This is a genomic window from Massilia sp. BHUDP2, from assembly GCF_046236355.1.
Taxonomy (GTDB): Bacteria; Pseudomonadota; Gammaproteobacteria; order Burkholderiales; family Burkholderiaceae_D; genus Telluria; species Telluria varians.
Map to the genome: position 1 here is coordinate 1,105,467 of NZ_JBJUVW010000002.1, position 23,809 is coordinate 1,129,275.

Sequence of the window (23,809 nt, forward strand, 5' to 3'; positions counted from 1 at the left end):
TCACCACTTGTTGTAGGGGATGCCGTTCAGTCCCGGCTTCTCGGACATGGAATACACGTCGTAGACGTCGTCGCCCTCCCTGGGCTCGTCCGGTTCGCTGGCATAGCTGCGCTTGCCCCAGGTCTCGGCATCCGAGGAATCGGGATTGGCATGGAAGGGATCGCGCGGCAGCCGGCGCATGAAATAGACCTGCGCCCCCTTCGGACTCTTCTGGTCGCGCACGCCCTCGACCAGCATCTCCAGGCGCGGCGGATACCCAGTGGCGCCCGCGGCCTTGGCCACGCGGCCTTCGTCGCTCGCCTTCTTGTAGGCATCGATACCGGCGCGGATCTCGCGCAAGGCGCGGCGCAGCTCGGCTTCATCGCGGCGCTGCGCCGTCACCTGGGCCACCGGCACTGCGAGCGTTCCCAGCAGGGCCAGGATCGCCAGCGTGACCAGGAGCTCGATGAGCGTGAAGCCGCGTGTGGACATCAGCGTTGCGTGGCCGGGTCCGCGGGTGGCGGCGGCGCGACCGGGACCACCTGCAGGTTGGTAGCGGGGCTCGATGGCGGCTGGCCGGATTGCGGCGAGCCGGTCTGCGGCGTCACCGGCAGCTGCGACGGCGGTACGGATATCGGACGCTCCGGCGATCCGGCGGCCGGGGTGCCGACCGGCGCCGTGCCCTGCACCGTGCCTGCCGCACGCGCGGCAGCGGCCGCGGCGGCGCCGGCACTGACCGGCAGTTGCACCGGCGCGCGCGCCGTGCTGTCCGGACGGCGGCGGAAGCTGGCCTCGGTGCCGGCGCCGAACTCGGAGCTGGCTGCCGCCGGACGCTGCACCGTGCGCACCAGGCGCGGGGTGATCGACAGCACGATCTCGGTGCGGTCGCTGGTGTCGCGCGTGCTGCCGAACAGGCGGCCGACGATCGGCAGGTCGCCGATGCCGGGCAGCTTGCTGCCGCTGGAGCGGTCTTCATTGCTGATCAGGCCGGCCAGCACCTGGTTCTCGCCGTCCTTGAGCTGCAGGAAGGTCGTCGCCGAGCGGGTGCCGATGCGGTAGGCCACGGTGCCGGAACGGGTCGTGACCGAGTCGCCCAGGGTGCTGACCTCGAGCGAGATGCGGATGCCGACCTCGTTGTTCAGGTAGATGGTCGGCTCCACGTTCAGGGTCAGGCCGACATCGATGTAGTTCACCGATTCGGAAGCGAAGCCGCCCACGCCCGACGAGATCGTGGTCGAGATGTTCGGGATCTTGTCGCCGATGACGACCTTGGCCTTTTCCTTGTTGCGCACGCGGATGCGCGGGTTGGCGAGGATGTTGGAGTCGCCGTCGGTCTTGTTGGCGTTGACGGTGGCGGAGAGGTCGCTGATGACGCCGACGTTGCCGCGGTTCAGGCCGCGCAGCTGGTCGATGCTGACCGGGCCGTCGAGCGAGGCCAGGGGCGCGAAGGACACCGAGCCCGGCCAGGAGATCCCGAGGTCGACCAGGCGGCTGCGCTTGATCTCCAGCACCTCGACTTCCAGCATGACTTCCGGCTCGGGCACGTCCTGCAGCGCCACCAGCTGGGTCGCCACGCGCACCGCTTCCGGGCTGTCGCGCAGGATCACCAGGTTGAGCTTCTCGTCCACCACCACGTCGCGCGACTTGAGGATGGTCTTGAAGGTGTTGGCGATGTTCTTGGCTTCGGCATTGGCCAGGAAGAAGGTCTTGACCGTCATCTCCTGGTATTCCTTCAGCTTGGCCGCCACGTTCGGGTAGATCAGGATGGTGTTGCCGTCCATGACCTGGCGCTCGAGCTGGTTGGTCATCAGGAGGTAGTAGACCGCCGCCTCGACCGTGCTGTTCTTCAGGAAGATCGAGCTGCGCTGGTCGGCCTTGACGTCCTTGTCGAACACGAAGTTCAGGCCCGCGTGGCGCGAGATGACTTCAAAAATCTGCTTCAGCGGCGCGTCGCGGAATTCCAGGCTGATCGGCTTGCGGAAGGACGCCGCCAGCGCCGCCTCGGCGGCAGGGCTTGCCGCCGCCTTCTCGTCCACGTCCAGCATCAGGAGGCGCGCCGGCTCGTGCGCCGGGCGCTCCGTCAGGATCGCGGCCAGCTTCTGGCGCGCGCCATCGAGTTCCCCCTTCTCAAAAGCGGCGCGCGCCTCCTGCAGCATGGCGGCGTGGCGGCGGTCGGCCTCGACCTGGCGCAGGCCGGCTCTGGCGCGCTCGTTGGCCGGGTCGAAGGCCAGCACCCGGCGGTAATCCTGCAGCGCCGCTTCCGTCTGGTTGCTGGCAAGCGCGCTTTCCGCCTGCTTGACCAGGCGGTCGGCCGCCGTGTCGCGCGCGCGCAGGTAGGCGCTGCGGTAGTGGGGATTGCCCGGATCGGCGGCGACCGCCTCCTGGTATTTCGCCAGCCCGGCCGCCACCTGGTCCTGCGCCACCAGCGCATTGCCTTCCTGGAAGGCGCGCTGGCCGGCGCAGCCGCCGATCAGCACGGCCGCCAGCGCCATACCCAGCACACGTGTCTTCGTGGGCGAAACTAAGCGAAGCATCAGTCGAACACTCCAATATTGAGCTGCTGAACCTGGTTCAGCGGCAGGTAAGTCAGGGTCAGCACCGGCGGCTTGATCGCGTCGACCCGGTACATGCCGTCGATGACCGTGTTCTCGCGCACGAGATGGGTGCGCTCGCCCCGGGCAAGGTAGATCTCCCAGACGCCGTCCTGCAGCGACTTGCCGATGAAGGTGAAGGGCAGTGGCGGCGCGCTCGGCGGCGGAGGCGGCGGCGCGGGCGCCGGCGGCGGTGGCGGCGGGGTCCAGTCCTGGCGCGCGAACACGCCATTCTCGCCCCCGTTGAAGCGATCGTCGCTGTCGCCGATCAGCACTTCGCGCGGGACCAGGCGCAGGATGGCCACGTTCTTGTCCTTGTCCGAGGCGGCCCGGGTTTCCGTGGCCGGCGCGGCCGCCGGCGCCTGCGCCCGCTCGACCGGCTCGGCCACCACGTCCTCGGGCGTGTTGTCGCCGAAGACCGCCAGACAAGCGGCCGCCACCAGGGCCACGGCCATCGCGACATGGCGCGGCTTCATCGCGGCACTCCCGGGGCGGCGGACAGGTAGAGCGTCAGGCGCAGGCGTGCTTCGACGGACTCGCTGCCGATCGTGTCGCGCCGGAACGCCACGTCGTCGAGCGAGGCGTGCGGCAGTGCGCGCAGCGCGTCGAAGGCGAACTGCCAGATCGCGCCGTAGCGGCCCGTCACCGGCAGCGTGATCTGGTAGGTGAGGAAGCGCCCTGCCCGGTCCTGGCTGCTGCGGTACTCGCCCTGGCGCAGGGCCAGGCCGTTCTTCTCGGCCAGCCCGAACAGGGTCTTGAGCTGGCGCTCGACCTTGCCGCGCTCACCCAGCGAGGCATAGAAATGCGCCAGGTTCTGGTCCGCGCTCGGCGGGGGCGGCGCGATCGCGCCGGGCGCCGGCGGCGGCAAGGCGGCCTGGCGCCGCGCCTCGGCATATTGCTGGTCGAGGTCGACCTGGGCCCGCAGCACCAGGAAGAAAGCCACCACGAGCGCCAGCGACAGCGCGACGGCGCCGGCCACCACCGGATTCATGCGGCGCAGGACCAGCACCAGGCGCAGCCACAAGGAGGACAGGCTCATGTCCTTCATTGGCCGCCCCCGCTTCCACCCCATTGAGCGCTGATCTGGAAGCGCAGCGGCCGGTTCGGCTCCTGCTCCGCGATCTCGTGGCGCACCAGGGCGCTGGAGGCGAACCAGCCCTGCTCTTCCATCCTGGTCACGTAGGCCAGCATGTCGTTGCTGTTCTTCGCCTCGGCCGTGATGCGCAGGGTGCGGCGCTTGGCGTCCGGCTCCAGCGCCAGCAAGGCGACGTTGCCCGGCGTGGCCGCGCGCACCGCCTCGACCAGGTCGCGCCACGGCAGGTTGAGCTGCATGACGGCGTCGTTGACGGCCTGGGCCTGCGCATCGGACACCGTGAACGTCGGCTGCGCGGCCACCGGCAGCGGACGCACGGCCTGCGAACGCGCCGCAATGGCAGCCTGCAATGCTTCCAGCGCTTCGCGCTCTTCCTGGTACTGGCGCAGCTGCGATACCAGCACGAAGCACAGTATGGCGGTGGGGAGCAGGAAAGCGGCAAAACGCGGCGGTATGCGGAACAGGGCGCGCCGCAGGCCGCGCGGTGCGAAATCGATATGGGTGCGCTTCATGATGCGATCCCGGTGCGCGCCAGGCGCACATGCAGCGGCCAGTCGGCGCTGTCGTCTTCCAGCAGGGTGCAGGCGAATTTCAGGCGGCCGGCCGAGCTGGCCCAGCTGCCTGGCGCCGCCCCGCACAGCTGCAGGCGTTCCGGCCGCCCCACCCCGACCCGCAGCGCTTCGCGCGCGACGTGGGCTTCCAGCCAGTCGCGGTCGGCGCCTTGCGGGATCACGGCGGTACGCACCGCCGCCAGGGAACCGCCTTCGTAGGCGGCGATGGACAGCACGCCGCCATGCACCAGCCCGAACCAGGCGCCAGGGCGGCGCTGGCGGCGCCAGGCGTTCATGGCGGCCACGAACTGCGGCGCCACCTCGACCAGGTGGAAGCGGTGTTCGCGCGCGAGCAGCTCCAGCAGCGCCAGCAGCGCTTCAGGCGCGGCAGCCGCCAGGAAGGGACGGGCCGCGTCCCAGTCGGCGCTGATGCGCCACTCGAGCGGCGGCGCGCCGAACAGGTGCTGGTGGCGCAGGGCGCAAGCGGCCTGCAGGTCGGCCAGGCGCGTCGCGCCCGGCGGCGGCGGCACCTGCCACAGGCGCACCAGGTCGTCGGCCAGCACCACGGTCAGCGGCCAGCCGCGCGGATCGCATGCATCCAGCAGCGCACGCAGGCCCTTGCCCAGCGCATCCGGGGCGCCGGCTTCGACCGCCTGCAAGGCCAGCACCTCGGCGCCCGCGCGCGGCCAGCCGCCCACGCGCAGCAGCGCCAGGCCGTCGGCGGCCACCCCCAGGCGCAGGGACTGTCCGAACTTCCTACGCATGGAGGGTCACCCGCTTGATCTCGTCGATGGTGGTGGCGCCGCGCTTGACCAGGTCGAGTGCGGCCAGGCGCAGGCTGCGGGTGCCGTTGGCGTGGGCCGCGGCCTTGATCCGGCGGATCGGCTGCTTGTCGACGATCAGCTCGCGGATCTCGTCGTTCAGGGTCAGGATCTCGGCGATCGAACGGCGCCCGCGGTAGCCGGTGCCGCGGCAGTCGCCGCAGCCCTTGCCGCGCATGAAGACATAATCCTGGGCGTCCTCGCGCGCCAGGTGCACCGAGGCCAGTTCCGCCGCGTCGGGTTCGTAGCGCGCCGCGCAGTGCGGGCAGTTCATGCGGATCAGGCGCTGGGCCCAGATGCCGTTCAGCGCCGACACGAAGGCGTAAGGATCGATGCCCATGTGGGTAAAACGGCCGAACACGTCGAACACATTGTTGGCGTGGACGGTCGTGAGCACCAGGTGGCCGGTCAGCGCCGACTGCACCGCGATCTCGGCGGTCTCGCGGTCGCGGATCTCGCCGACCATGATCTTGTCCGGGTCGTGGCGCAGGATCGAGCGCAGGCCCTTGGCAAAGCTCAGGCCCTTCTTTTCGTTGACCGGGATCTGCAGGATGCCCGGCAACTGGTACTCGACCGGGTCCTCGATGGTGATGATCTTTTCGCGGCCGTTGTGGATTTCGGTGAGCGCCGCGTACAGGGTCGTGGTCTTGCCCGAGCCGGTCGGCCCGGTCACCAGGAGCATGCCGTAGGCTTCCCTGGCAAGCGTGCGCAGGGTCGCCAGCGAGGGCGCGTCGAAGCCCAGGGCTTCGAGCGTGAGCGCGCCATAGGACTCGACCATGGCGCGCTTGTCGAGGATACGGATCACCGCGTCCTCCCCGTGGATGCTGGGCATGATCGACACACGCAGGTCGATGTCGCGTCCGCCGGATTCGACCCGGAAGCTGCCGTCCTGCGGGATGCGGCGTTCGGCGATGTCGAGTTCGGCCAGCACCTTCAGGCGCGAGATGATGTGCTCGGCCAGCTCGATGCCGCCCACCGTGGCCGCATGGTCGAGCACCCCGTCCACCCGGTACTTCACCGCCAGCCCCCCGGCCGTGCTCTCGAGGTGGATGTCGGAGGCGCCGGCTTTCAGGGCGTCGTACAGGGTCGAATTGACCAGCTTGACGGCCGGGCTGCCGCTTTCCGATACCGAGGCAAACGAGAGCACCTGGTTGGCCTTGCCGTCGCGCCGCCCTTCCCCGTCGGCGCCCACCAGGCTGTCCACCGCGCGCGCCGATTCCTCCTGCTTGGACAGGTAGGCCTGGATGTCGGACTGCAGCGCCAGGCACAGGTCGAGCGGGTGCCTGGCGGTGGCGCGCGCCTGCGCGCCCAGCCAGGTCTGCAGGTCGAGGTCGAAGGGATCGGACAATACGCCGGTCAGCCGGCCGGAGGCATCGCGCAGCAGCACGCAATGGCGCGACATGGCGCCGGCCAGCGGCAGCAGGTCGAATGCGGGTGCCTGCGCGAGCATGGCGGCGGTTTCCATCACCGGCAAGCCGAAGGGGGCCGCCAGCTCGCGGATGATCCGGCGCGGCTCCAGGCCGCTCAGGCCTTCGAGTTCGGCCACCAGGCCGCGGCGCGACTGCAGTGCCAGTGCCCGGGCGCGCGCCAGCAGCGCCGGATCGAGGGGGGCCTGGGTCACGGCATCGTCTTTCATCCCATGTCTCCGGCCAGGTCGAAGATCGGCATGTAGAGCAGCACCACGATGGCGCCAACTACCAGGCCGATGGCCGCCATCAGCAGCGGCTCGAACGTGCGGGTGAAGCGGTCGATCCAGCGCGTGATCTCGCCGTCATAGAAGGCGGCCGACTGGGTCAGCATCGGCCCCATGTCGCCGGTGCGCTCGCCCACGCGCAGCATGCGCAAGGAAATCGGCGTGGTCAGCCCGTTGGCTTCGAAGGCAGTCGACAGCGGCTGCCCCGATTCGACCGCGGCGCGCGCATGCAGCAGGCCCTTGCGCACGGTGCCGGACACCATCGGCTGCACGGTCTCGATGGCGCCGACGATGGTGATGCCGCCTTCGGTAAGCATGCCGAGCGTCAGGTACAGGCGCGACAGTTCATAGATGCGGGCACGCTCGCCGATGCCCGGCAGGCGCACCAGCAGGCGGTTGATGCCGCCGCTGCGCAGCAAATGGCGCACCCCGGCCACCGCGCCGACGATGGCCAGCAGTGCGGCCACCCCGATGGCGCCGCCGTGCTTCGATGCGAACTGGCCCCAGTCGAGCAGCAGCTGCGACATCCATGGCAGCGAGCGCCCCGCCCCCTGGTAGACTTCGGCGAACTTCGGCACCACGTAGCCGATCAGGAAGGCGCTCACGCCGCCGCCCACCAGCAGCAGGATCACCGGATAGATCGAGGCGCTGACGATCTTGCTGCGCACGGTATCGATGCGCTGCTGGTAGTCGATGTAGCGCGACAGTGCGCGCGGCAGGTCGCTGGTGCCCTCGGCGGCGCGCACGATGCCGACATACAGCGGCGGGAACAGATCGGGCTGGGCAGCCAGCACGCTGGAGAAGCGCTTGCCTTCGCGCAGTCCTCCCAGCAGGCGTTCGAGCACGCTGCGCGCGCCCGGACTGGCCTCCTTCTCGAGCAGTGCTTCCAGGCCTTCGACGATGCCCAGGCCCGCGTTGAGCAGGGCCAGCAGTTCCTGGCTGAACAGGACGATGGACAGCTTGCCGCCCGGCCTGCGCCCCCTGCCGGAGAACAGCGAACTACGCGCCGGCTCGACCGCGCTGACGAACAAGCCGCGCGCCTCGACCTGGCGGCGGGCATCGAGCGCGTCGGCGGCATCCACGACGACGCTGGAGATCGACATGTCGGGCGCAAGGGTACGAACGGCAAACTGCATGGAGGCTGCCCTGCTTGGTACTGGGACGAGAGACCGAAGAATGGTTTATTGCGAGGAGATGTCGGCGTTATCGCCGGTGCCGCCCGGCTGGCCGTCCTTGCCGAGCGAAAGGATCTCGTAGTCGGCCTTGCTGCCCGGCGAACGGTACTGGTAGGCACGGCCCCACGGGTCCTGCGGCACGCCCTTCTTCAGGTAGGGACCGTTCCACTTCGCGCCCGCGCTCGGCGGCGCCACCATCAGCGCGTTCAGGCCCTCTTCGGTGCTGGGATAGCGGCCGACGTCAAGGCGATAGGTGTCGAGCGACTTGTCGAAGGCGTCGATCTGGGCCTTGGCCACCGTGACTTCGGACTTGCCGAGCTGCGAGAAATACTTGGGGCCGACATAGGCGGCAAGCAGGCCGATGATGACGATCACCACCAGGAGTTCGAGCAGCGTGAAACCATGGGCGCGCCGGCCCTTGATCTGGAAATCTTTCATTGCTGCATACATCTGACTGACTCCTCGATTGCCCCATCAATAAGACCTTGCGCGCCGATCGCACCGTGCGCGGCCGGTGCTGCGTACTTGCTGCCTGCGTATCACGACGCGCTGCGCCGAGCAGGCTACCACGGGCCCATCAGTTGAGACAACTTTTCTTTCATGCCCGTCAAGCCCGACGTCAAACAGGGCAGTCACGTGCGAAAAGCTCTGCCATAAAACAAAAAAGCGCGCCAGTGATGCACGCATGGGCTGTCGCGATTTTCTTACATGTTCGCAATCTATTTCACATCTAACTTTATTAGGAGAAACAGAATTTACTTTTGCAAAGTTGCTCAAGTAAAAAATTTTCCACGTTAAAATTTTTTACTTTTTTGTTGTTTCCGTTGATATATTTCATGACAACCCGCAACGGAAAACGTGGGCAATGTATGTTCAATTAACAACAAGCCAGCAACAACGGCACAGCATTTCGGCATTACCACATAACCCTAACGATAAAGGTAACTCGACTGATGAAACGCGATATCCGATCCACCGCGCCCTCCCTCCCCGTCGCCCTGAAAAAACTGCTGTGCGCATCCGCCATCGGCGCGCTCGGCGCATTCGCTCCCGCGCACGCCGGCGTGATCACGTTCGAGGACGTGCAGAACATCGTGTCAGACCAGCTGAACGCGGGCGATACCGCCTACAACACGGGCGACGCCTTCATGAGCGACAACTACCGCCTGGAGGTCAGCAACAGCGCCACTGCGGAGCCTGACGAATGGGGTGGCGTTGGCGCGCTGATCGATTCGGAAAACGTTTTCGCCTGCCTGATCACGTCCTGCCCAGTCGGCGCAGACGGCAATTATTACGCCGGCCTCAACGATGGGCGGCTGAGCATCTTCAACACCACCGGTACGCAGACCTTCCGGTTCGAGGGCCTGGACTTCGGCTTTGTCGGCCCGATCGGCGGCCTGCCCAACTTCAGCTATGGCCGGCTGATCCTGAGCGGCACCATCGCCGCAGGCGGTTCGATCGTCACCGGCGCCGATTTTTCCGGCCAGAACAGCGCCGGCCGTTTCGTGTTCGACCGCTTCGACGTCGATGCCGCCTTCCGCTCGGCGGTGCTGAGCAGCCTGACCATCAGTGCCTGCCTGTTCGACGGTAACGGCGACTGCATCAGCGAGCGCGCCTTCACCCAGAACCAGGCCCAGTTCGGCATCGACAACCTGCGCCTGGCCGACGTTCCCGAACCGGGTTCGATCGCCCTGCTGCTGCTCGGCATGGCCGGCCTGACCGCCACCTCGCGCCGCCGCGCCAAATAAACCGCGCCCCCGACATAGAACAAGGAACAAGAATGAAACTGCGTCCAGTATCCCTCGCCGTCCTCGCACTGCTGTCGAGCGTGGCAATGCAGGCGTCCGCCGATGAGGTGCGCCGCTCCTATATCGTCCAGCTGGCCGACAAGCCGGTCGCCACCTACACCGGCGACATCGCCGGCCTGCCGGCCACCAAGCCGGCCGCCGGCCAGCAGCTCAATGTCAACGCCGGCGATGTCCAGGCCTACATCAGCTACCTCGACCAGAAGCAGAACACCGTGCTGGCGAACGTCAACCAGGCCAACGTCACCCACAAGTACAACGTGGTCTTCAACGGCTTTGCGGCCCTGATGACCGACGACGAAGTCCGGGCCCTGAAGCGCGACCCGGCCGTCGCCGCCATCACCGCCGACGAAGAGCGCACCCTCGACACCAACTTCACCCCGACCTTCCTGGGCCTGGACAAGGCGCAAGGCCTGTGGAACCAGCAGCAGGGCGGCGTAGGCAAGGCCGGCGACGGCGTCGTCATCGGCATCGTCGACGGCGGCATCTGGCCGGAGCATCCTTCGTTCGCCGACCGCGTCGACGCCAACGGCAACCCGACCTTCGACGCTTCCGGGGAACTGGCCTTTGGCGCGCCCCCGAGCAGCTGGAAAGGCATCTGCCAGACCGGCGAAGGCTTCAGTGCATCGAACTGCAACAACAAGCTGATCGGCGCACGCTACTTCAACACCACCTTCAAGCAGAGCGGCCGGGTCCAGCACTGGTCCGACTTCACCTCGCCGCGCGACTCGGTGGACGGCCCATCCGGCCACGGCGGCCACGGCACCCACACCGCCACCACCGCGGGCGGCAACCACGGCGCCCCGGTTACGCTGAACGGCGTGGCGATGGGCCGCGCCAGCGGCATGGCCCCGCACGCCCGCATCGCAGCCTACAAGGTCTGCTGGACCTTCATCGACCCCACCAACCCGGACGGCAGCGGCACCCGCAACTCCTGCTACAACTCGGACAGCGTCGCGGCGATCGACCAGGCCGTCAAGGATGGCGTCAACGTCATCAACTTCTCGATCAGCGGCTCGCAGACCAGCGTCACCGACCCGGTCGAACTGGCCTTCTTCGGCGCCTCCAACGCCAACGTGTTCGTCGCCGCGTCGGCCGGCAACAGCGGTCCAAACAACGCCGTGGCCCACCTGAGCCCGTGGGTGACCACGGTCGCCGCCTCGACCCACAACCGCCTGAACGGCGCCACCGCCACCACCGGCGCCAACATCAAGTACGTGGGCGCGTCGCTCAACACGACTGCGCTGCCGGCCACCCCGGCGATCTCGGCGCGCGATGCCGGCCTCGTGCCGTATGCCAGCCTGAACGCCGCCGACAAGGAAGCGCGCCGCCTGTGCTACTCCGCAAGCGACCGCAGCACCTACGGCGGCGGCGCCGCCGCGGCGCTCGACGCCAGCCTGGTCGCGGGCAAGGTCGTCCTGTGCGAACGCGGCAACAGCGCGCGTATCGACAAGAGCAAAGTGGTGGGTCAACTCGGCGGCGCCGGCATGGTGCTGATCGATACCGCCAACGCCCTCGTGTCCGAAGTGCACGCGGTGCCGGCGGTCCACATCAGCCTGGCCGACGGCACCGCACTGCGCAGCTACGTGCAGGCCAACAGCGGCGCCACCGTCGCGATCTCGGCCTGGAGCCCGCAGGTCGGCAGCACCCCGGCCCCGGTCATCGCCAGCTTCTCGTCGCGCGGCCCGAACCAGGGTTACACCAGCATCCTCAAGCCGGACCTGACCGCGCCGGGCGTCGACGTGATCGCCGGCGTCACGCCGGTCAAGACCCAGTCCGAACGCGACGCGATCGCCAACGGCAGCGAAGTGCCGAACGTCGCCTGGGCGTCCTACCAGGGCACCTCGATGTCGAGCCCGCACGTGGCCGGCCTCGCGGCGCTGCTCAAGCAGCTGCACCCGGACTGGTCGCCGGCGGCCATCAAGTCGGCGCTGATGACCACGGCCGCCGCGACCTTCCCCGACGGCCGCACCGGTGCATCCGCCGGCCAGCTGCCATGGGGCCAGGGCGCCGGCCACGTGGTGCCGAACCTGGCCACCGATCCGGGCCTGGTGTACGACTCGGGCGTGACCGACCATGTGCGTTTCGGCTGCGGCATCGGCGGCATGTTCACCGCTGCCACCTGCAGCGCGTTCGGCAGCATCCCGGCCTACAACCTGAACCTGCCGTCGCTGACCGCGGGCAGCGTGCTGGGCAAGATCACGCTGACCCGTACCGTCACCAACGTGTCGGACAAGTCCTCGACCTACAACGCCACCGCATCGCTGCCGGGCTTCACCGTGTCGGTGGTGCCGGCATCGCTGACGCTGGCGCCGGGCGCCAAGGGCACCTTCAGCGTCAATCTGACCCGCACCACCGCGCCGATGAACGCGTACAGCTTCGGCGCGCTGGAATGGCGTGATGGCGTCCACGTGGTGCGCAGCCCGCTGACCGCCCGTCCGCAGGCCTTCACCAACCCTGCACTGCTGCACAGCGAACAGGTGACCGGCAACCAGGTCTTCACCATCGGCAGCGGCTTCACCGGCAAGCTGACCTCGCTCAAGGGCGGTTTGAAGCCGGCGACCCTGGCGGAGCAGTCGGTCGGCCGCACCCTGGCGGCAGACGGCGGCGTGGCCGAGTGCAAGGCCGGCGGCTCGGCAGGCGTGACGGCAACCAGCGTCACGATCCCGGCCGGCACCATGGTGGCCCGCTTCTCGCTGCGCGACATCGACACCAGCGGCTTCAGGGCCGGCGGCGCGGATGACCTCGACCTGATCGTTTTCAACTCGGCGGACACCCAGGTCGGCTACAGCGGCACCGCCACCTCGAACGAGATGGTGACGCTGATGGCGCCGGCAGCCGGCACCTACCGTGTCTGCGTGGCAGGCTACGCACCACGCGGCGGCAGCGCCACCTACACCCTGGCATCGTGGGTGGTCGGCAGCGCCGACACCGGCGGCAACCTGAAGGTCACCCTGCCAAGCAGCGTGTTCGTGGGCGGCACCTCGTCGGCAGTGGCAAGCTGGTCCGACCTGACCCCGGGCACCCGCTACCTCGGCGCGATCCGCTACCTGGACGGCAGCACCACGCTCGGCACCTCGCTGCTGGAAGTGGACGCAACCAACCCGGTCCCGACCCCGGCCCCGGCCGGAAAGCAGGTCAGGGAGGAAGGCTCGGCACTGGTCGCCGCAGCCGACTGAGTCGGCAAGGGCCGGCTCGTGGCCGGCCCGCGCAAATGAAAACACCCTGCAAGTTTCGGCTTGCAGGGTGTTTTTTCATGTTGGGTCGCCGTGTCCGCGCCTAGCGCGCCAGCGCCTCTCCGGTGCCCAGCTGGCAGCGCCCGGCCTGGCAGACCGCGCCCGGATCGGGCATGAACTGGCAAGTGGACATCATTCCGGATGCCTTGTTGGCTGCCCTGCGCTCGGCCTGGTAACGCTCGGCCAGGCTACGCAACTGGGCTTCGGATCCCTTTGCGGTCGAATACGCCAGGTAGGCCTCCGGCCCGCCACAGGCACGCGCGCCGAGCGGGAGCGTACGGCACTGGGCGCTGTCGCTGCAGGCGGCGTCGCCGGCCAGTGCGCGCAGGCTGCCGAGGGTATCCGACGGGGCCGTGGCCGATGGTGCATTCGGGGAAGGCGCCCGTTGACGCAGCGGGTCCTGGGCCTGGGTGGTGCAGGCGGCGCAGCCGAGCAGGAAGACAAGGATGAGTTTTCGCATGGCTCCATCTTCCCTTCTTGCCAACATGTGGTCAAGCGAATCCCGTATGCATGGCTGGGCTTGCCAGGACGACAGCAAAACCGAGGTAACGCCGTTGTACAGTCACACTTAACTGTTGCCTTAGGACATCAATTTCTTTGAAGAATTTTTTATTTCATTAAAAACAGACGCGCGAACTGCGCTTAACGGCCACCAACGTCGCGCATTTTTATTTCTAAATGTTAATATTTTCTGTTCGCTAACGAAAATAATTGAGCACTGGAAAAATTTACTCACTACAATAGACTACGTTACAGACGAGTTCGCTCAACCGCACGATCATGAACATCTCCTTCCGTACTTTCGCCGCCATTGCCCTGACCACCCTCCTGACCGCTTGCGGCGCAGGCCAGCAGGAGACCCAGGCTCCGATGACGCTCGGCTCGGCAGTCCAGAGCGACCTGGGTGTCGCCGCAACCGCCACCGCGGCAGCCTCGTCCGCTGCCGTGTCGACCGGCCCGGCCGTCGCCGCCGCCGCCGGCCCGAACAACCCGACTCCGGACTGCGCCGCCGAAGGCTGCCGCAGCCTGCGCATCATCGACGGCAATGCCGAAGCCTACCGCATCGATGCGATGCGCCGCGCCGCTGCCGAAGGCAACGGTCCTGCCCAGTCCTGATCTTTCCTGCTCCATCGCGGTGCTCCTGCACCGCTGCCCTTCCCCTTCTACAAATAAAAACACCTGCCCTCAGGCAGGTGCTTTGACACGCAAGAACAGATCAGCTGCGCGATTGCAGGCGGCGCATGCTGCCGATCAGGACCAGGCCGGTCAGGACCAGCGCCCAGTCCGAGGGTTCCGGCACGTCGTTGATGATCTGTACCGACGCCAGTTCGGCACCGACGAATTCCACGCCGCCGCCCGGCGTGACGGTGAACCTCAACGCGGTATCGCCCCAGGTCAGCGGGTTCAGGTTTTCGTCCAGCAGCCCGATGCCGAAGTCCGAGGCCAGTCCCGCGGCGGCGATGTCGAACTGCAGGTCGAAGCTGAAGCTGTCGCCGAAGCGCACGGCCTGGCTGACCAGCGCCAGCGTATCGCCGGCCACCAGGGTAAAGCCCCCGGCGCGACTGCCGTTGGCGCGCTCGCTACCCTGGCCGCTGCCGTCGTCCGGCTCGAAGTACGGGTCGACCGTGGTGTCGAAGTCGCCCTGGAACCCGGTAACGCGCGCGACCGAACTCCCGGCGCCGATCAGGCCGCCGAAACTCAGGTCGAGGAATCCGCTCTGCCCGGCCCACCCGGTATTGAGCGTGACGCGGTAGATCGGACCCGCCAATGCGGCCGGGGCCGCTGCCAGGATGGAGAGCGCCAGCACGGCGCGCAGGAAGAAATTCTTGAAGTTCATGGTTGATTTCCCGATGGAGTGATTAGAACGTGCCCGAGAACAGCTTCGGCGTGTAGCCGATCGCTTTCTTGGCGGGATTGCTGAATGTCGTGGTCAGCGTCACGCTGGCGCCCGGCGCAAGCGCATCCGGCAGCGTCACATAGGGCGCGCCATTGAACGAGCCATCCGCACCGTCGAGGCTCACGCCATCGGTCAGGCCCTGCAGCACGAACTGCAGGGGCCCGGCCAGCGGGGTGGACCCGGTATTGGTGAAAGTGATCTTGCCGGTGTACTTCAGGGTGGCGCGGTTCATCGTCAGGCCGCTCTGCGCCACCTTGACCGAGGCGCTCACGTCGGTGAAGCTGGGGGTCAGGTTCAGGCTGACCACCACCGGGTCATGGTCCGACGCGCGGTAGGCGTTCTTGACGTACGGATCCACGGCGTTGTCCCCCAGGTTGTAGTCGATCGCTTCAGGCTCGTCGGCATTGTTGTGCCACTCGGCCACATCGGCCACCTGCGGGTCGAGCGAGGTGCTGGCCAATGCGTGGTCGAGGTAGCCGCTGAGGCCACCGAAGATGTACGAATAGGCGATGCCTTTCGGGCGCACGAAGCGTTCGATCTGGTTGACCAGGCCGTTCGAGGTCAGGTAGGTGATCGGGTTTTCGAAACCGTACGAGTTCAGGTCGCCCATCACCAGCACGTCGGGGTCGCCGGAAGCGGCAAGCACTTGCGGGATGAAGTAGCTGACCAGGCGCTGCGCCTGCTCGATGCGGGTCTTGTTCCAGCAACCCTGGCCATCGCCGCTATCGGTGTCGCCCGGCTGGGCGCCGCCGCAGCCACCCTTCGACTTCAGGTGGTTGACGATCATCGAGAACTTTGCGCCATTGGCGGCCTTGAAGGTCTGGGCCATCGGCGGGCGGTTGTTGACCTCGTGGCCGTCCGACAGCGCGCCGCCGACCAGCGACACCGCCGCCGGCTTGTAGATCATCGCCACGCGGATGGCGTCGGTCCCGAGGGCGGCCGGCTTGGGCACCACCGCATAGGTCGGCTTGCCGTAGGCCGCGTTGAGCTGGTCGACCAGGTAGCCGACTGCGACGTCGCCGTTGTTCTGGATCTCGTTGAGGCCCACGACATCGGCGTCGATCGCCTTCAGCGAGGCGACGATCTTGTCGCGCTGGCGCTCGAACTCGGCCATGTTGTCGGCGCCGCGGCAGTTGCTGGCGCGGGTAGTCGTCCCGACCGTGCAGCCCTTCCCTGTGCCGCCCCAGGCATCGCCGCCGTTGGTGAAGGTGGTGAAGAAGTTCAGCACGTTGGCGTTCGTCACCTTGACGTTGCCGGCTGCGAGCACCGGAGCTTCGGTGCGCGGATTGGTACGCGAGAACACCGGTGCTTCGGTCGGCTGCACCTTGAACGCCGCGCCGCCGCCGCCGATGGCGCCGAAATCGAGCACGCCGGTCAGGTCGCTGACGGTGTCGCCGGCGCGCACGGTGCCGTCGGCGAACAGGTAGGGAACCTGGGCCGGGGTGGTGAAGATGCCGTCGTCGAGCACGACCATGTTGCGTGCATTCGCCGCTTCCAGCGCGATCGCATCGCTCGAGCCCGGCACGTAGCGGTTGGTCGGCAATTCGCGGCGGCCATTGGATAGCGTCAGTTCGCCGCGCTCGCCCAGGTAGGCGGTCTGGTTGACGGTGAGGCCACCCACGAAGCGCACCAGCATGCCTTCGTAACGTGCCAGGTCGCTGTTGGGGAGCTCGATGTTGGTGGGGGCCACGGTGCCGCCGGCACCGACGCGGGTCACGGACGTAACGTTGCTCAGTTCGGTGTAGGAGCGGGTCGCGCCGTTTGGCGTGTATTCGATGACGGTGCCGGTCACGCGCACCAGGTCGCCGACGGCGGCAGCGGTGGTGGCGCCGAACACGAACAGGCCGTCGGACGTTTCCGGATTGCCGTCGCCGCCGGCGTCCTGGATGAAGAAGCCGCCGCCCGGGAGTTTGTGGGTGATCACACCGCTCGTGGTCTGGACCGTGTTCCGGTACTGGCTGGTGGCGCCGCTGCCCTGGATCTGCGGGATCGTCAGCGTGCCGCTCACGCTCACGCTCACGGTGCAGCTGGCTTCCTGCGCGTCGTTATTGGTGAACTTGACGGCGACCTGGTGGACGCCGCTGGCGACCGAGGCATCGGCCACCAGGCTGACGCTGGCGCTGGCGCCGTTCGCGCCCGCCGCGCTGAAGTTGGCCAGCGAGATACCGGCAACGGCGCCCGAACTGATGCTGGCGGCGTTGACGATGCTGTCGGCGTCGCTGGCGCTCAGGGCTGCACTGAAGGCAGTCCCCTGCTGGCCGGTGACGCTGGCAGGGCAGCTGGTCACGATCGGCTTCGGCTGCGGTGTGGGATCCCCGCCCCCGAGGCAGACATTGCGATCCGACGTGGTCCGGCGCGGGCCGGTGACCGCCTTGGCCTCGAAGTCGGCAGCGTTCTGGTCGGTATCGGTACAGCCGAGCGCCAGGCGCTGGATGGAAGTGGTGTTCGATGGCGCCGGTGCGGCCGCGGTGCCTTCGTATCGGCTGGCAGTGCCAAATCCGACCAGGTCGACCAGCTTGCCGCCGCCGTCGGCGACAGTGAGCAGGGTGATGGACTCGGCCAGCGCGATCTTGCCGGTGGTTCCGGACATGTTGATCGAGTTAGTGCTGTGGTCCACGTCACCGATCGAAGCGCCCACCGAGCCGCCGGATGCGGCGCCCACCAGGAAGTACTGGCCGGGTTCCAGCATTACGTTCGGCAATGCGGTAAACGACGCCCAGTTGCTGCTGGCACCGGCAGCCTGGTATTGCAGGCTCAAGCCACCGAGGCTGACCGCCTTGTCGCTCCGGTTGAACAGTTCAATGAAATCGCGGTTCCAGGCGGCGTTGGCATTGCCGCCTGCGCCGTACACCTGGCTGATCACGACAGGGCTGGGCACGGCGAAGGCAGGAATAGCGAGGCCGGCGAGTAGCGCGGCCAGCACGGTGAGTCGCCCGGGTCGGCAAATCGGTGCAACATGCATGTTCATGAAGAGTCCTGGTCAGGTTGAACGTGGATAACGTTAGCAAAATGAAATTTACCATTAGCAAAATTGATAGTAAATCGACACAGTGACAAATTCATGACAGACAGGCGCGAGCAAACCTGCCCTTTTATTTACAGGCGGAAAGAGAAGCTGTTACTGCCGTGTATGTATGGCTTCTTGCTGCTAACGTCCGCGATACGGTGCGGCAAGCGGTTCGCCAATAAATAGGCCCTGTGTTGGCCACGCAACACTCTTCCAGTAGGCTTCAATGGCGCTGTTGCCGCTCAGGTAGTGGCGCAGCAGGACGGAGGGATTGGGGAACTTCTGCCAGTGGTTGCAGGGTTCGCTGACGGTGCCGTAGCTGGCGGTGGCGCCGGCCTCGAGCCAGCGCAGGCTGCTCATCTGGCTGTTGCCGAGCAGGTCGCCGCCCAGCGAGGTCAGGTGGTCGGCCAGGGCGCCGGGCACGAAGCCAAGGGTCTCGAGCTTGGCAACTTGCGCCATACCGGTCTGGTAGACCAGCACGTCCTTCACCCCTTCCAGCACGTCGGCCTGCATGACGCGGGTAGCCAGGCGGCGGCCCGGGATACGGCCGGGACGCGGGAAGAAACCGACACGGGTGTTACGCGCCTTTTCCGAGGTGGCAAGATAGTAGGCGGTGGCGGGTACGGTGCGAAAACCCGCCGCGACGCCGCGGTCGATCAGCGCTTTTGCCTCCTGCACGGACTCGGTGGGCAGCAGCATCGAGATCCGCATCCCGTGCTCGCTGAAGGGTTTCGCCGATTTGCTGTTGAAATAGGCACTCGGCTGTCCGGGCGCGCAGGTTTTGGCGCACTGGCCGCCGTCGAAGCCGAGGGTGTAGGCGCCGGTGATCGAATTGCAGTCCACCGCATAGGGCGCGGTCCAGACCATCAGCACGGCCTGGACCCCGGCACCGAGCTGGCTGTCGATCTCCTCCTTCAGCAGGCGGAACTGGGCCGGGCTGAGCGACTTCGGCTTGCCTGGAATGCGCACGTGCACCACGTTCGCGGCCGGGATATCGCGGCGCTTGCGGTAATAGGCGCCGACCGCGACGCTGTGCGGGTCTTCGTCATTGATGACGATGGCCAGTTGTTCGGGCTTGAGCGCGGAGGCACTGGCGGCATGGGCGTCCGGCGCATGGAGGACGCCGGCAAGGCACAAGGCCGCCAGGCAGCAGAAGAAGATGGCACGCAAAGGCGCACGCAAACGAGTTTGCAGGTTCAGTCGCATGGATCGGTCGCAAGGTGGACGAATGGCGGAGCCGGGCTCCGCCGCCATCATGCCACAGCTTGCCAAACCCTCAAGCGACGATCCGCACCCTGCCCTTCGGTGCTTTTCAGTGCTTGCGTGCCTTGCCGGCAGGGACCGCAGCGGCGCGCCGCCGCCATGCCGCCCAGCCCAGCACGCCCAGGCCGCCGACGAACATCGCCGTGCTGCCGGGTTCCGGCACCAGCGAGATCGAATACACCTCGAGCGCGTCGACCCGGAACAGCTGGCCACCGGTGCTGCCGTCGATGATGCTGGTGCCCTCGGAGAGCCCGTCGCCATAGCTCACCTGCCAGGACAGCGCCGCGTTCAGGCGGTCGTTGACGAACAGGTCGGGCCCGGCGCCGAAGGTCGGTCCGTGGTTGGGTTCGTTGAAGGTCTGGCGCAGGCCGCGGTTCGGCAGGATGTCTTCGGACTGGACCTGGCGCCACAGCTTGGCGTCGGTGAAGTTGAAGATGAAGGCGGTGCGCTGCCAGTCGCGCGGGGTTTCGTGCCAGCCGTCGGTCGACGACCAGCTCTGCGGGTTGTAGCCGCCGACGATCCAGCTCTGGCCGAAATCGTTGGTCACCTGCAGCAGCGTGAAGTTCATGCCGGCGCCATCGGCGGCCGCATGGAAGTCGCGCGAATTGTGGCCCTGCTCGCGCGTGTAGATGTTGCGCAGGTCCAGCGGACCGGCGCCGAGCCAGCGCTCGAGCTGGCCGTACAGGGCCAGGTCCAGCAGCGGCGTGCCGTTCTGGGCGTGCGCCGCAGGCGCAGCCAGGCCCAGGCTCATGCTGATGGCCAGGCTCGATGCCGCAAGCATTGTTTTCATGGATGCCCCCTCGCTCGGTTCAGTTGCGGGCATTGTATGCCCGCGTTCCGGAAGGGGTTCACACGGTTCCGCTATGCAAGCGGGCGCGGCGCTATAACGTAGGGTGGGCGGCTCTGCCGCCCACGCGGTGATAGTTGGCAGCAATATCATCCGGCACGAAGTCGGAGCCTTTACTTATCACCGCGTGGGCGGGAAACCCGCCCACCCTACGATCAGGCGCGCTGGTAGATATCCTCGAAGCGGACGATGTCGTCCTCGCCGAGGTAGCTGCCCGATTGCACTTCGATCAGGTGCAGCGGCATCTTGCCCGGGTTTTCCAGGCGGTGGGTGATGCCGATCGGGATGTAGGTCGACTCGTTTTCCGACAGCAGGCAAACCTTCTCGCCGCAGGTCACGCGCGCGGTGCCCGACACCACGACCCAGTGCTCGGCGCGATGGTGGTGCATCTGCAGCGAGAGCTTCTCGCCCGGCTTGACGGTGATGCGCTTGACCTGGAAGCGGTCGCCCGCATCGATGCCCTCGTAGTGGCCCCACGGACGGTAGACGCGCGTGTGGTGCAGGTGCTCGGTACGGGCCTTGGACTTGAGGTGGTCGACCACCTGCTTGACGCGCTGCACCTGGTCCTTGTGGGTGACCAGCACCGCGTCCTGGGTCTCGACCACGACCAGGTCTTCCACGCCGACCACGGCCACGATGCGCGATTCGGCGCGCACCAGCGAGTTCTTCACGTTGTCCAGGTAGACGTCGCCGCGCTGGGCATTGCCGTTGGCATCCTTCGGCTGGACTTCCCACAGCGCCGACCAGGAACCGACGTCGTTCCAGCCGATGTCGGCCGGCACCACGGCGGCATCGACGGTCTTTTCCATCACCGCATAGTCGATCGAATCGGACGGGCTGTCCGAGAAGGCCTTTTCTTCCAGGCGGCAGAAGTCGAGGTCGCGGTAGCCCGTGCTGACGGCTTTCTCGGCAGCGTCGGCGATGGCCGGCGCGTGCTCCTGCAGCTCCTTGAGGAAACGCTCGGCATGGAACATGAACATGCCGCTGTTCCAGTAGTAGCCGCCCTCGTCCAGGAAGCCTTGCGCGGTGGCGGCATCCGGCTTCTCGACGAAGCGCGCCACCTTGTAGCAGTCGCCGCAACCGGGGACCTGCTCGCCGCGGCGGATGTAGCCGTAGCCGGTCTCCGGGGTCTTCGGCACGATGCCGAAGGTGGCCAGGGCGCCCTGCGACACCAGCGTGACGGCGCGCTCGACCGCATCGCGGAAGGCGGCGCCGTCCTCGATGACGTGGTCGGCCGGCAGCACCAGCATGATGGCTTCCGGGTCGATCGCCTTCAGGTAGTGGGCGGCCGCGGCCACCGCCGGGGCGGTGTTGCGGCCGACCGGCTCGAGCAGGATGCCGAGCGGGGTGATGCCGGTCTCGCGCAGTTGTTCAGCCACCATGAAGCGGTGGTCGTTGCCGCACACGACCAGCGGCGCCATCACTCCCGGCCATTCGGCCACCCGCAGCGCAGTTTCCTGCAGCATGGTCCGGTCCGCTACCAGCGGCAGCAGCTGCTTGGGCAGCACGGCGCGCGACAACGGCCACAGACGGGTACCGGCGCCGCCGGAGAGGATGACTGGATAAATTTTCATGCGCTTACTTTCTCTTTGATCTTTTGAATTGCGTTCTGGGCTACGCCATCGATTTCCTTGCGGACCGAACGGCGGCGGTCGCGCGCATTCAGCCATTCCTGCGAAGAATACTCGGAGGCATGCTTCATCTCGCCCTTGCGGTCGACACTGTAGTCCTTGAAAACGATCATTTCGTGCAATGTTACATCATGCAACACCCGTGTGTATTCGAACAACACACTGCGCACGATCTCGGCGCCTTCGCAGATGTGGCTGCCGTGGCCGATCCAGGTCGGGCCGACGATGCGGGTACCGGCCTCGATCTTGACGTTGGAACCGATGTAGACCGGGCCTTCGATGGTGGTGCCTTCCCAGTCGATGCTGGTGTTCAGGCCGGTCCAGACGCCCGGCTCGATCTGGATGCCCGGCACGTCCATGTGGTTGACCTCGCCGGTCAGCACGGTCTGCAGCACTTCCCAGTAGTCGCTCATGGTGCCGATGTCGAGCCAGTTGAAGGGGCGGCCCTGGGCATAGAACGGCAGGCCGCGCTCGGCCAGCAGCGGGAACAGTTCGGAACCGATGTCGAAGGGCACGCCCGACGGGATCATGTCGATGACTTCCGGCTCGAAGATGTAGATGCCGGTGGAGATGAAGTTGGACTTGGCCTCGGCTTCCGACGGCTTCTCCTGGAACTCGGTGATGCGGCCGTTGGCGTCGGTGACCACCACGCCATAGGACGAGACCTTGTCCCACGGGACTTCCTTGGTGATGACGGTGGCCATCGCGCCCTTGCGGCGGTGCTCGAGCAGCGCGGCCTTGAGGTCGAGGTCGATCAGGGCGTCGCCGCACAGCACGATGGTGGTGTCGTCGAAGAAGCCGCCGAATTCCTGGATCTTCTTCATGCCGCCGGCCGAGCCGATCGGCTCCGGCACGATTTCGCCGTCGTCCTTGATATAGCCTTCGAAGGAGTAGCCGATCTGGACGCCGAACTGGTGGCCTTCACCGAAGTATTCCTCGATCTTTTCGTGCAGCCAGCTGACGTTGACCATGATTTCGGTCACGCCATGCTTCTTCAGGTGTTCGACGAGGTAGGCCATTACCGGTTTGCCCAGTAAGGGGATCATGGGTTTTGGCAGGTCATAGGTAAGCGGGCGCACACGCGTGCCCTTGCCTGCAGCGAGAATCATGGCTTTCATCAGACCGTCCTTTACATTGGGTTGTTTGGCTGTGCTTACTTGGCAGTGGTTTGGTAGCGCCACACGTCGGCGCACATCTGGGCGACATCGCGCTCGGCAGTCCAGCCCAGCTCTTCGCGCGCCTTGGCCGGGTCGGCGTAGCACTGGGCCACGTCGCCGGGGCGGCGGTCGACGATCTGGTAGGCGATCTTGCGGCCGCTGGCCTGCTCGAAAGCGCGCACCATTTCCAGCACGCTGTTGCCGCGGCCGGTGCCGAGGTTGTAGGTGACGATGCCCGGCTCCCTGGCCAGGCGGTCGAGGGTTTTCACGTGGCCGATCGCGAGGTCCACCACGTGGATATAGTCGCGCAGGCCGGTGCCGTCCGGGGTCGGGTAGTCGCCGCCGAACACGGACAGCTTGTCGCGCTGGCCGTTGGCGACCTGGGCGATGTAGGGAACGAGGTTGTTCGGGATGCCGTTCGGCTCTTCGCCGATCAGGCCGCTCTCGTGGGCGCCGACCGGGTTGAAATAGCGCAGCAGCGCGATGCGCCAGTCGGGCTCGGCCTTGGCCAGGTCGCGCAGGATGTCTTCGATCATCAGCTTGCTGCGGCCGTAGGGGTTGGTGGCCGAGAGCGGGAAGTCTTCGCGGATCGGCACCGAGGCCGGGTCGCCGTACACGGTGGCCGAGGACGAGAACACGATGGTCTTCACGCCGAACTTGGCCATCGTCTCGAACAGGATCACGCTGCCGTTGACGTTGTTGTCGTAGTAGCGCAGCGGCTGCGCCACCGATTCGCCCACCGCCTTCAGGCCGGCGAAATGGATCACGGCGTCGACCTTGTGGGCGCCGAAGATGCGCTCCATCGCCGCGCGGTCACGGATGTCGGCTTCCTCGAAGACGAAGTTCTTGCCGGTGATGCGCTGCACACGCTCCTGCACCGACGAGACCGCGTTGGACAGGTTGTCCACCACGACCACCTCGTGGCCCGCGTTCTGCAGCTCGACGACGGTATGCGAGCCGATGTAGCCCATACCGCCAGTAACCAGGATCTTCATTGTGTTTCTCTCTGTGATATATGAAATGTATTAATAATGTGGCAATCAATGGCGTAGCATATCACCCC

The 23,809-nt window shown here is 66.7% G+C and carries 20 protein-coding genes; 3 read left to right on the plus strand and 17 right to left on the minus strand.

Annotation, left to right across the window (positions count from 1 at the left end; genetic code table 11):
- Genes ACK6C6_RS15585 through gspG form a run of 9 tightly spaced genes read right to left on the minus strand, consistent with a single transcriptional unit; the run spans position 1 to position 8,341 of the window.
- A complete protein-coding gene (locus tag ACK6C6_RS15585; protein ID WP_409268050.1) occupies positions 1 to 471 on the minus strand; it encodes a type II secretion system protein in 471 nt (156 codons plus the stop codon).
- Positions 471 to 2,471, minus strand: a complete 2,001-nt coding sequence (locus ACK6C6_RS15590) for a secretin N-terminal domain-containing protein (protein WP_409268296.1) — start codon at positions 2,469 to 2,471, stop codon at positions 471 to 473. The genes ACK6C6_RS15585 and ACK6C6_RS15590 overlap by 1 nt, the downstream gene beginning before the upstream one ends.
- Before the next feature lie 41 nt (positions 2,472 to 2,512).
- Entirely contained in the window at positions 2,513 to 3,046 is a 534-nt protein-coding gene (locus ACK6C6_RS15595) for a hypothetical protein (protein ID WP_409268051.1), read from the minus strand.
- Positions 3,043 to 3,618 (minus strand): hypothetical protein, encoded by a 576-nt coding sequence (locus ACK6C6_RS15600; protein ID WP_409268052.1) that lies wholly within the window; start codon positions 3,616 to 3,618, stop codon positions 3,043 to 3,045. Before ACK6C6_RS15600 ends, ACK6C6_RS15595 begins: the two co-directional genes overlap by 4 nt.
- On the minus strand, positions 3,615 to 4,175 hold the full coding sequence (locus ACK6C6_RS15605; RefSeq protein ID WP_409268053.1) for a PilN domain-containing protein: 561 nt from the start codon (positions 4,173 to 4,175) through the stop codon (positions 3,615 to 3,617). The genes ACK6C6_RS15600 and ACK6C6_RS15605 overlap by 4 nt, the downstream gene beginning before the upstream one ends.
- Positions 4,172 to 4,978: a hypothetical protein gene (locus tag ACK6C6_RS15610; RefSeq protein ID WP_409268054.1), complete on the minus strand. Its 807-nt coding sequence runs from the start codon at positions 4,976 to 4,978 to the stop codon at positions 4,172 to 4,174. The genes ACK6C6_RS15605 and ACK6C6_RS15610 overlap by 4 nt, the downstream gene beginning before the upstream one ends.
- Complete coding sequence (locus tag ACK6C6_RS15615) at positions 4,971 to 6,671, minus strand: GspE/PulE family protein (protein WP_409268055.1); 1,701 nt, start codon at positions 6,669 to 6,671, stop codon at positions 4,971 to 4,973. Before ACK6C6_RS15615 ends, ACK6C6_RS15610 begins: the two co-directional genes overlap by 8 nt.
- Entirely contained in the window at positions 6,668 to 7,864 is a 1,197-nt protein-coding gene (locus tag ACK6C6_RS15620; RefSeq protein WP_409268056.1) for a type II secretion system F family protein, read from the minus strand. Before ACK6C6_RS15620 ends, ACK6C6_RS15615 begins: the two co-directional genes overlap by 4 nt.
- 45 nt (positions 7,865 to 7,909) lie before the next feature.
- Entirely contained in the window at positions 7,910 to 8,341 is a 432-nt protein-coding gene (gspG, locus tag ACK6C6_RS15625; RefSeq protein WP_229446034.1) for a type II secretion system major pseudopilin GspG, read from the minus strand.
- A gap of 515 nt (positions 8,342 to 8,856) precedes the next feature.
- Between gspG and ACK6C6_RS15630 the strand changes: the two genes are divergently transcribed.
- Entirely contained in the window at positions 8,857 to 9,651 is a 795-nt protein-coding gene (locus tag ACK6C6_RS15630) for an NF038120 family PEP-CTERM protein (RefSeq protein WP_409268058.1), read from the plus strand.
- Between the two features lie 32 nt (positions 9,652 to 9,683).
- On the plus strand, positions 9,684 to 12,887 hold the full coding sequence (locus tag ACK6C6_RS15635) for a S8 family serine peptidase (protein ID WP_409268060.1): 3,204 nt from the start codon (positions 9,684 to 9,686) through the stop codon (positions 12,885 to 12,887).
- A gap of 100 nt (positions 12,888 to 12,987) precedes the next feature.
- On the opposite strand, the gene ACK6C6_RS15640 is transcribed toward ACK6C6_RS15635, so the two are convergent.
- Positions 12,988 to 13,404: a hypothetical protein gene (locus tag ACK6C6_RS15640; protein WP_409268061.1), complete on the minus strand. Its 417-nt coding sequence runs from the start codon at positions 13,402 to 13,404 to the stop codon at positions 12,988 to 12,990.
- A gap of 320 nt (positions 13,405 to 13,724) precedes the next feature.
- On the opposite strand from ACK6C6_RS15640, the gene ACK6C6_RS15645 reads away from it, so the two are divergent.
- On the plus strand, positions 13,725 to 14,060 hold the full coding sequence (locus tag ACK6C6_RS15645; RefSeq protein ID WP_409268063.1) for a hypothetical protein: 336 nt from the start codon (positions 13,725 to 13,727) through the stop codon (positions 14,058 to 14,060).
- Positions 14,061 to 14,160: 100 nt separating this feature from the next.
- Here ACK6C6_RS15645 and ACK6C6_RS15650 read toward each other — a convergent pair whose 3' ends face one another.
- From ACK6C6_RS15650 to galE, 7 genes are all read right to left on the minus strand, one after another.
- Entirely contained in the window at positions 14,161 to 14,781 is a 621-nt protein-coding gene (locus tag ACK6C6_RS15650; protein WP_409268064.1) for an NF038129 family PEP-CTERM protein, read from the minus strand.
- Positions 14,782 to 14,803: 22 nt separating this feature from the next.
- Entirely contained in the window at positions 14,804 to 17,809 is a 3,006-nt protein-coding gene (locus tag ACK6C6_RS15655; protein ID WP_409268066.1) for an ExeM/NucH family extracellular endonuclease, read from the minus strand.
- Between the two features lie 180 nt (positions 17,810 to 17,989).
- Positions 17,990 to 19,030, minus strand: coding sequence for a TIGR03790 family protein (locus ACK6C6_RS15660; protein WP_409268068.1), 1,041 nt, complete (start codon positions 19,028 to 19,030; stop codon positions 17,990 to 17,992).
- Positions 19,031 to 19,160: 130 nt separating this feature from the next.
- Positions 19,161 to 19,901, minus strand: a complete 741-nt coding sequence (locus tag ACK6C6_RS15665; RefSeq protein ID WP_036216259.1) for a PEP_CTERM-anchored TLD domain-containing protein — start codon at positions 19,899 to 19,901, stop codon at positions 19,161 to 19,163.
- Between the two features lie 212 nt (positions 19,902 to 20,113).
- Positions 20,114 to 21,532 (minus strand): mannose-1-phosphate guanylyltransferase/mannose-6-phosphate isomerase, encoded by a 1,419-nt coding sequence (locus tag ACK6C6_RS15670; RefSeq protein WP_409268069.1) that lies wholly within the window; start codon positions 21,530 to 21,532, stop codon positions 20,114 to 20,116.
- Complete coding sequence (locus tag ACK6C6_RS15675; protein ID WP_209588263.1) at positions 21,529 to 22,707, minus strand: NDP-sugar synthase; 1,179 nt, start codon at positions 22,705 to 22,707, stop codon at positions 21,529 to 21,531. The genes ACK6C6_RS15670 and ACK6C6_RS15675 overlap by 4 nt, the downstream gene beginning before the upstream one ends.
- Positions 22,708 to 22,742: 35 nt before the next feature.
- Positions 22,743 to 23,741, minus strand: coding sequence for a UDP-glucose 4-epimerase GalE (gene galE, locus ACK6C6_RS15680; protein WP_292038015.1), 999 nt, complete (start codon positions 23,739 to 23,741; stop codon positions 22,743 to 22,745).
- Positions 23,742 to 23,809: the final 68 nt, after the last annotated feature.

Excerpts from the sequence above, each read along its gene's own strand:
- ACK6C6_RS15585 (WP_409268050.1), bottom strand. The coding sequence starts at position 471 with ATGTCCACACGCGGCTTCACGCTCATCGAGCTCCTGGTCACGCTGGCG.
- ACK6C6_RS15590 (WP_409268296.1), bottom strand. The coding sequence starts at position 2,471 with ATGGCGCTGGCGGCCGTGCTGATCGGCGGCTGCGCCGGCCAGCGCGCC.
- ACK6C6_RS15595 (WP_409268051.1), bottom strand. The coding sequence starts at position 3,046 with ATGAAGCCGCGCCATGTCGCGATGGCCGTGGCCCTGGTGGCGGCCGCT.
- ACK6C6_RS15600 (WP_409268052.1), bottom strand. The coding sequence starts at position 3,618 with ATGAAGGACATGAGCCTGTCCTCCTTGTGGCTGCGCCTGGTGCTGGTC.
- ACK6C6_RS15605 (WP_409268053.1), bottom strand. The coding sequence starts at position 4,175 with ATGAAGCGCACCCATATCGATTTCGCACCGCGCGGCCTGCGGCGCGCC.
- ACK6C6_RS15610 (WP_409268054.1), bottom strand. The coding sequence starts at position 4,978 with ATGCGTAGGAAGTTCGGACAGTCCCTGCGCCTGGGGGTGGCCGCCGAC.
- ACK6C6_RS15615 (WP_409268055.1), bottom strand. The coding sequence starts at position 6,671 with ATGAAAGACGATGCCGTGACCCAGGCCCCCCTCGATCCGGCGCTGCTG.
- ACK6C6_RS15620 (WP_409268056.1), bottom strand. The coding sequence starts at position 7,864 with ATGCAGTTTGCCGTTCGTACCCTTGCGCCCGACATGTCGATCTCCAGC.
- gspG (WP_229446034.1), bottom strand. The coding sequence starts at position 8,341 with ATGAAAGATTTCCAGATCAAGGGCCGGCGCGCCCATGGTTTCACGCTG.
- ACK6C6_RS15630 (WP_409268058.1), top strand. The coding sequence starts at position 8,857 with ATGAAACGCGATATCCGATCCACCGCGCCCTCCCTCCCCGTCGCCCTG.
- ACK6C6_RS15635 (WP_409268060.1), top strand. The coding sequence starts at position 9,684 with ATGAAACTGCGTCCAGTATCCCTCGCCGTCCTCGCACTGCTGTCGAGC.
- ACK6C6_RS15640 (WP_409268061.1), bottom strand. The coding sequence starts at position 13,404 with ATGCGAAAACTCATCCTTGTCTTCCTGCTCGGCTGCGCCGCCTGCACC.
- ACK6C6_RS15645 (WP_409268063.1), top strand. The coding sequence starts at position 13,725 with ATGAACATCTCCTTCCGTACTTTCGCCGCCATTGCCCTGACCACCCTC.
- ACK6C6_RS15650 (WP_409268064.1), bottom strand. The coding sequence starts at position 14,781 with ATGAACTTCAAGAATTTCTTCCTGCGCGCCGTGCTGGCGCTCTCCATC.
- ACK6C6_RS15655 (WP_409268066.1), bottom strand. The coding sequence starts at position 17,809 with ATGAACATGCATGTTGCACCGATTTGCCGACCCGGGCGACTCACCGTG.
- ACK6C6_RS15665 (WP_036216259.1), bottom strand. The coding sequence starts at position 19,901 with ATGAAAACAATGCTTGCGGCATCGAGCCTGGCCATCAGCATGAGCCTG.
- ACK6C6_RS15670 (WP_409268069.1), bottom strand. The coding sequence starts at position 21,532 with ATGAAAATTTATCCAGTCATCCTCTCCGGCGGCGCCGGTACCCGTCTG.
- ACK6C6_RS15675 (WP_209588263.1), bottom strand. The coding sequence starts at position 22,707 with ATGAAAGCCATGATTCTCGCTGCAGGCAAGGGCACGCGTGTGCGCCCG.
- galE (WP_292038015.1), bottom strand. The coding sequence starts at position 23,741 with ATGAAGATCCTGGTTACTGGCGGTATGGGCTACATCGGCTCGCATACC.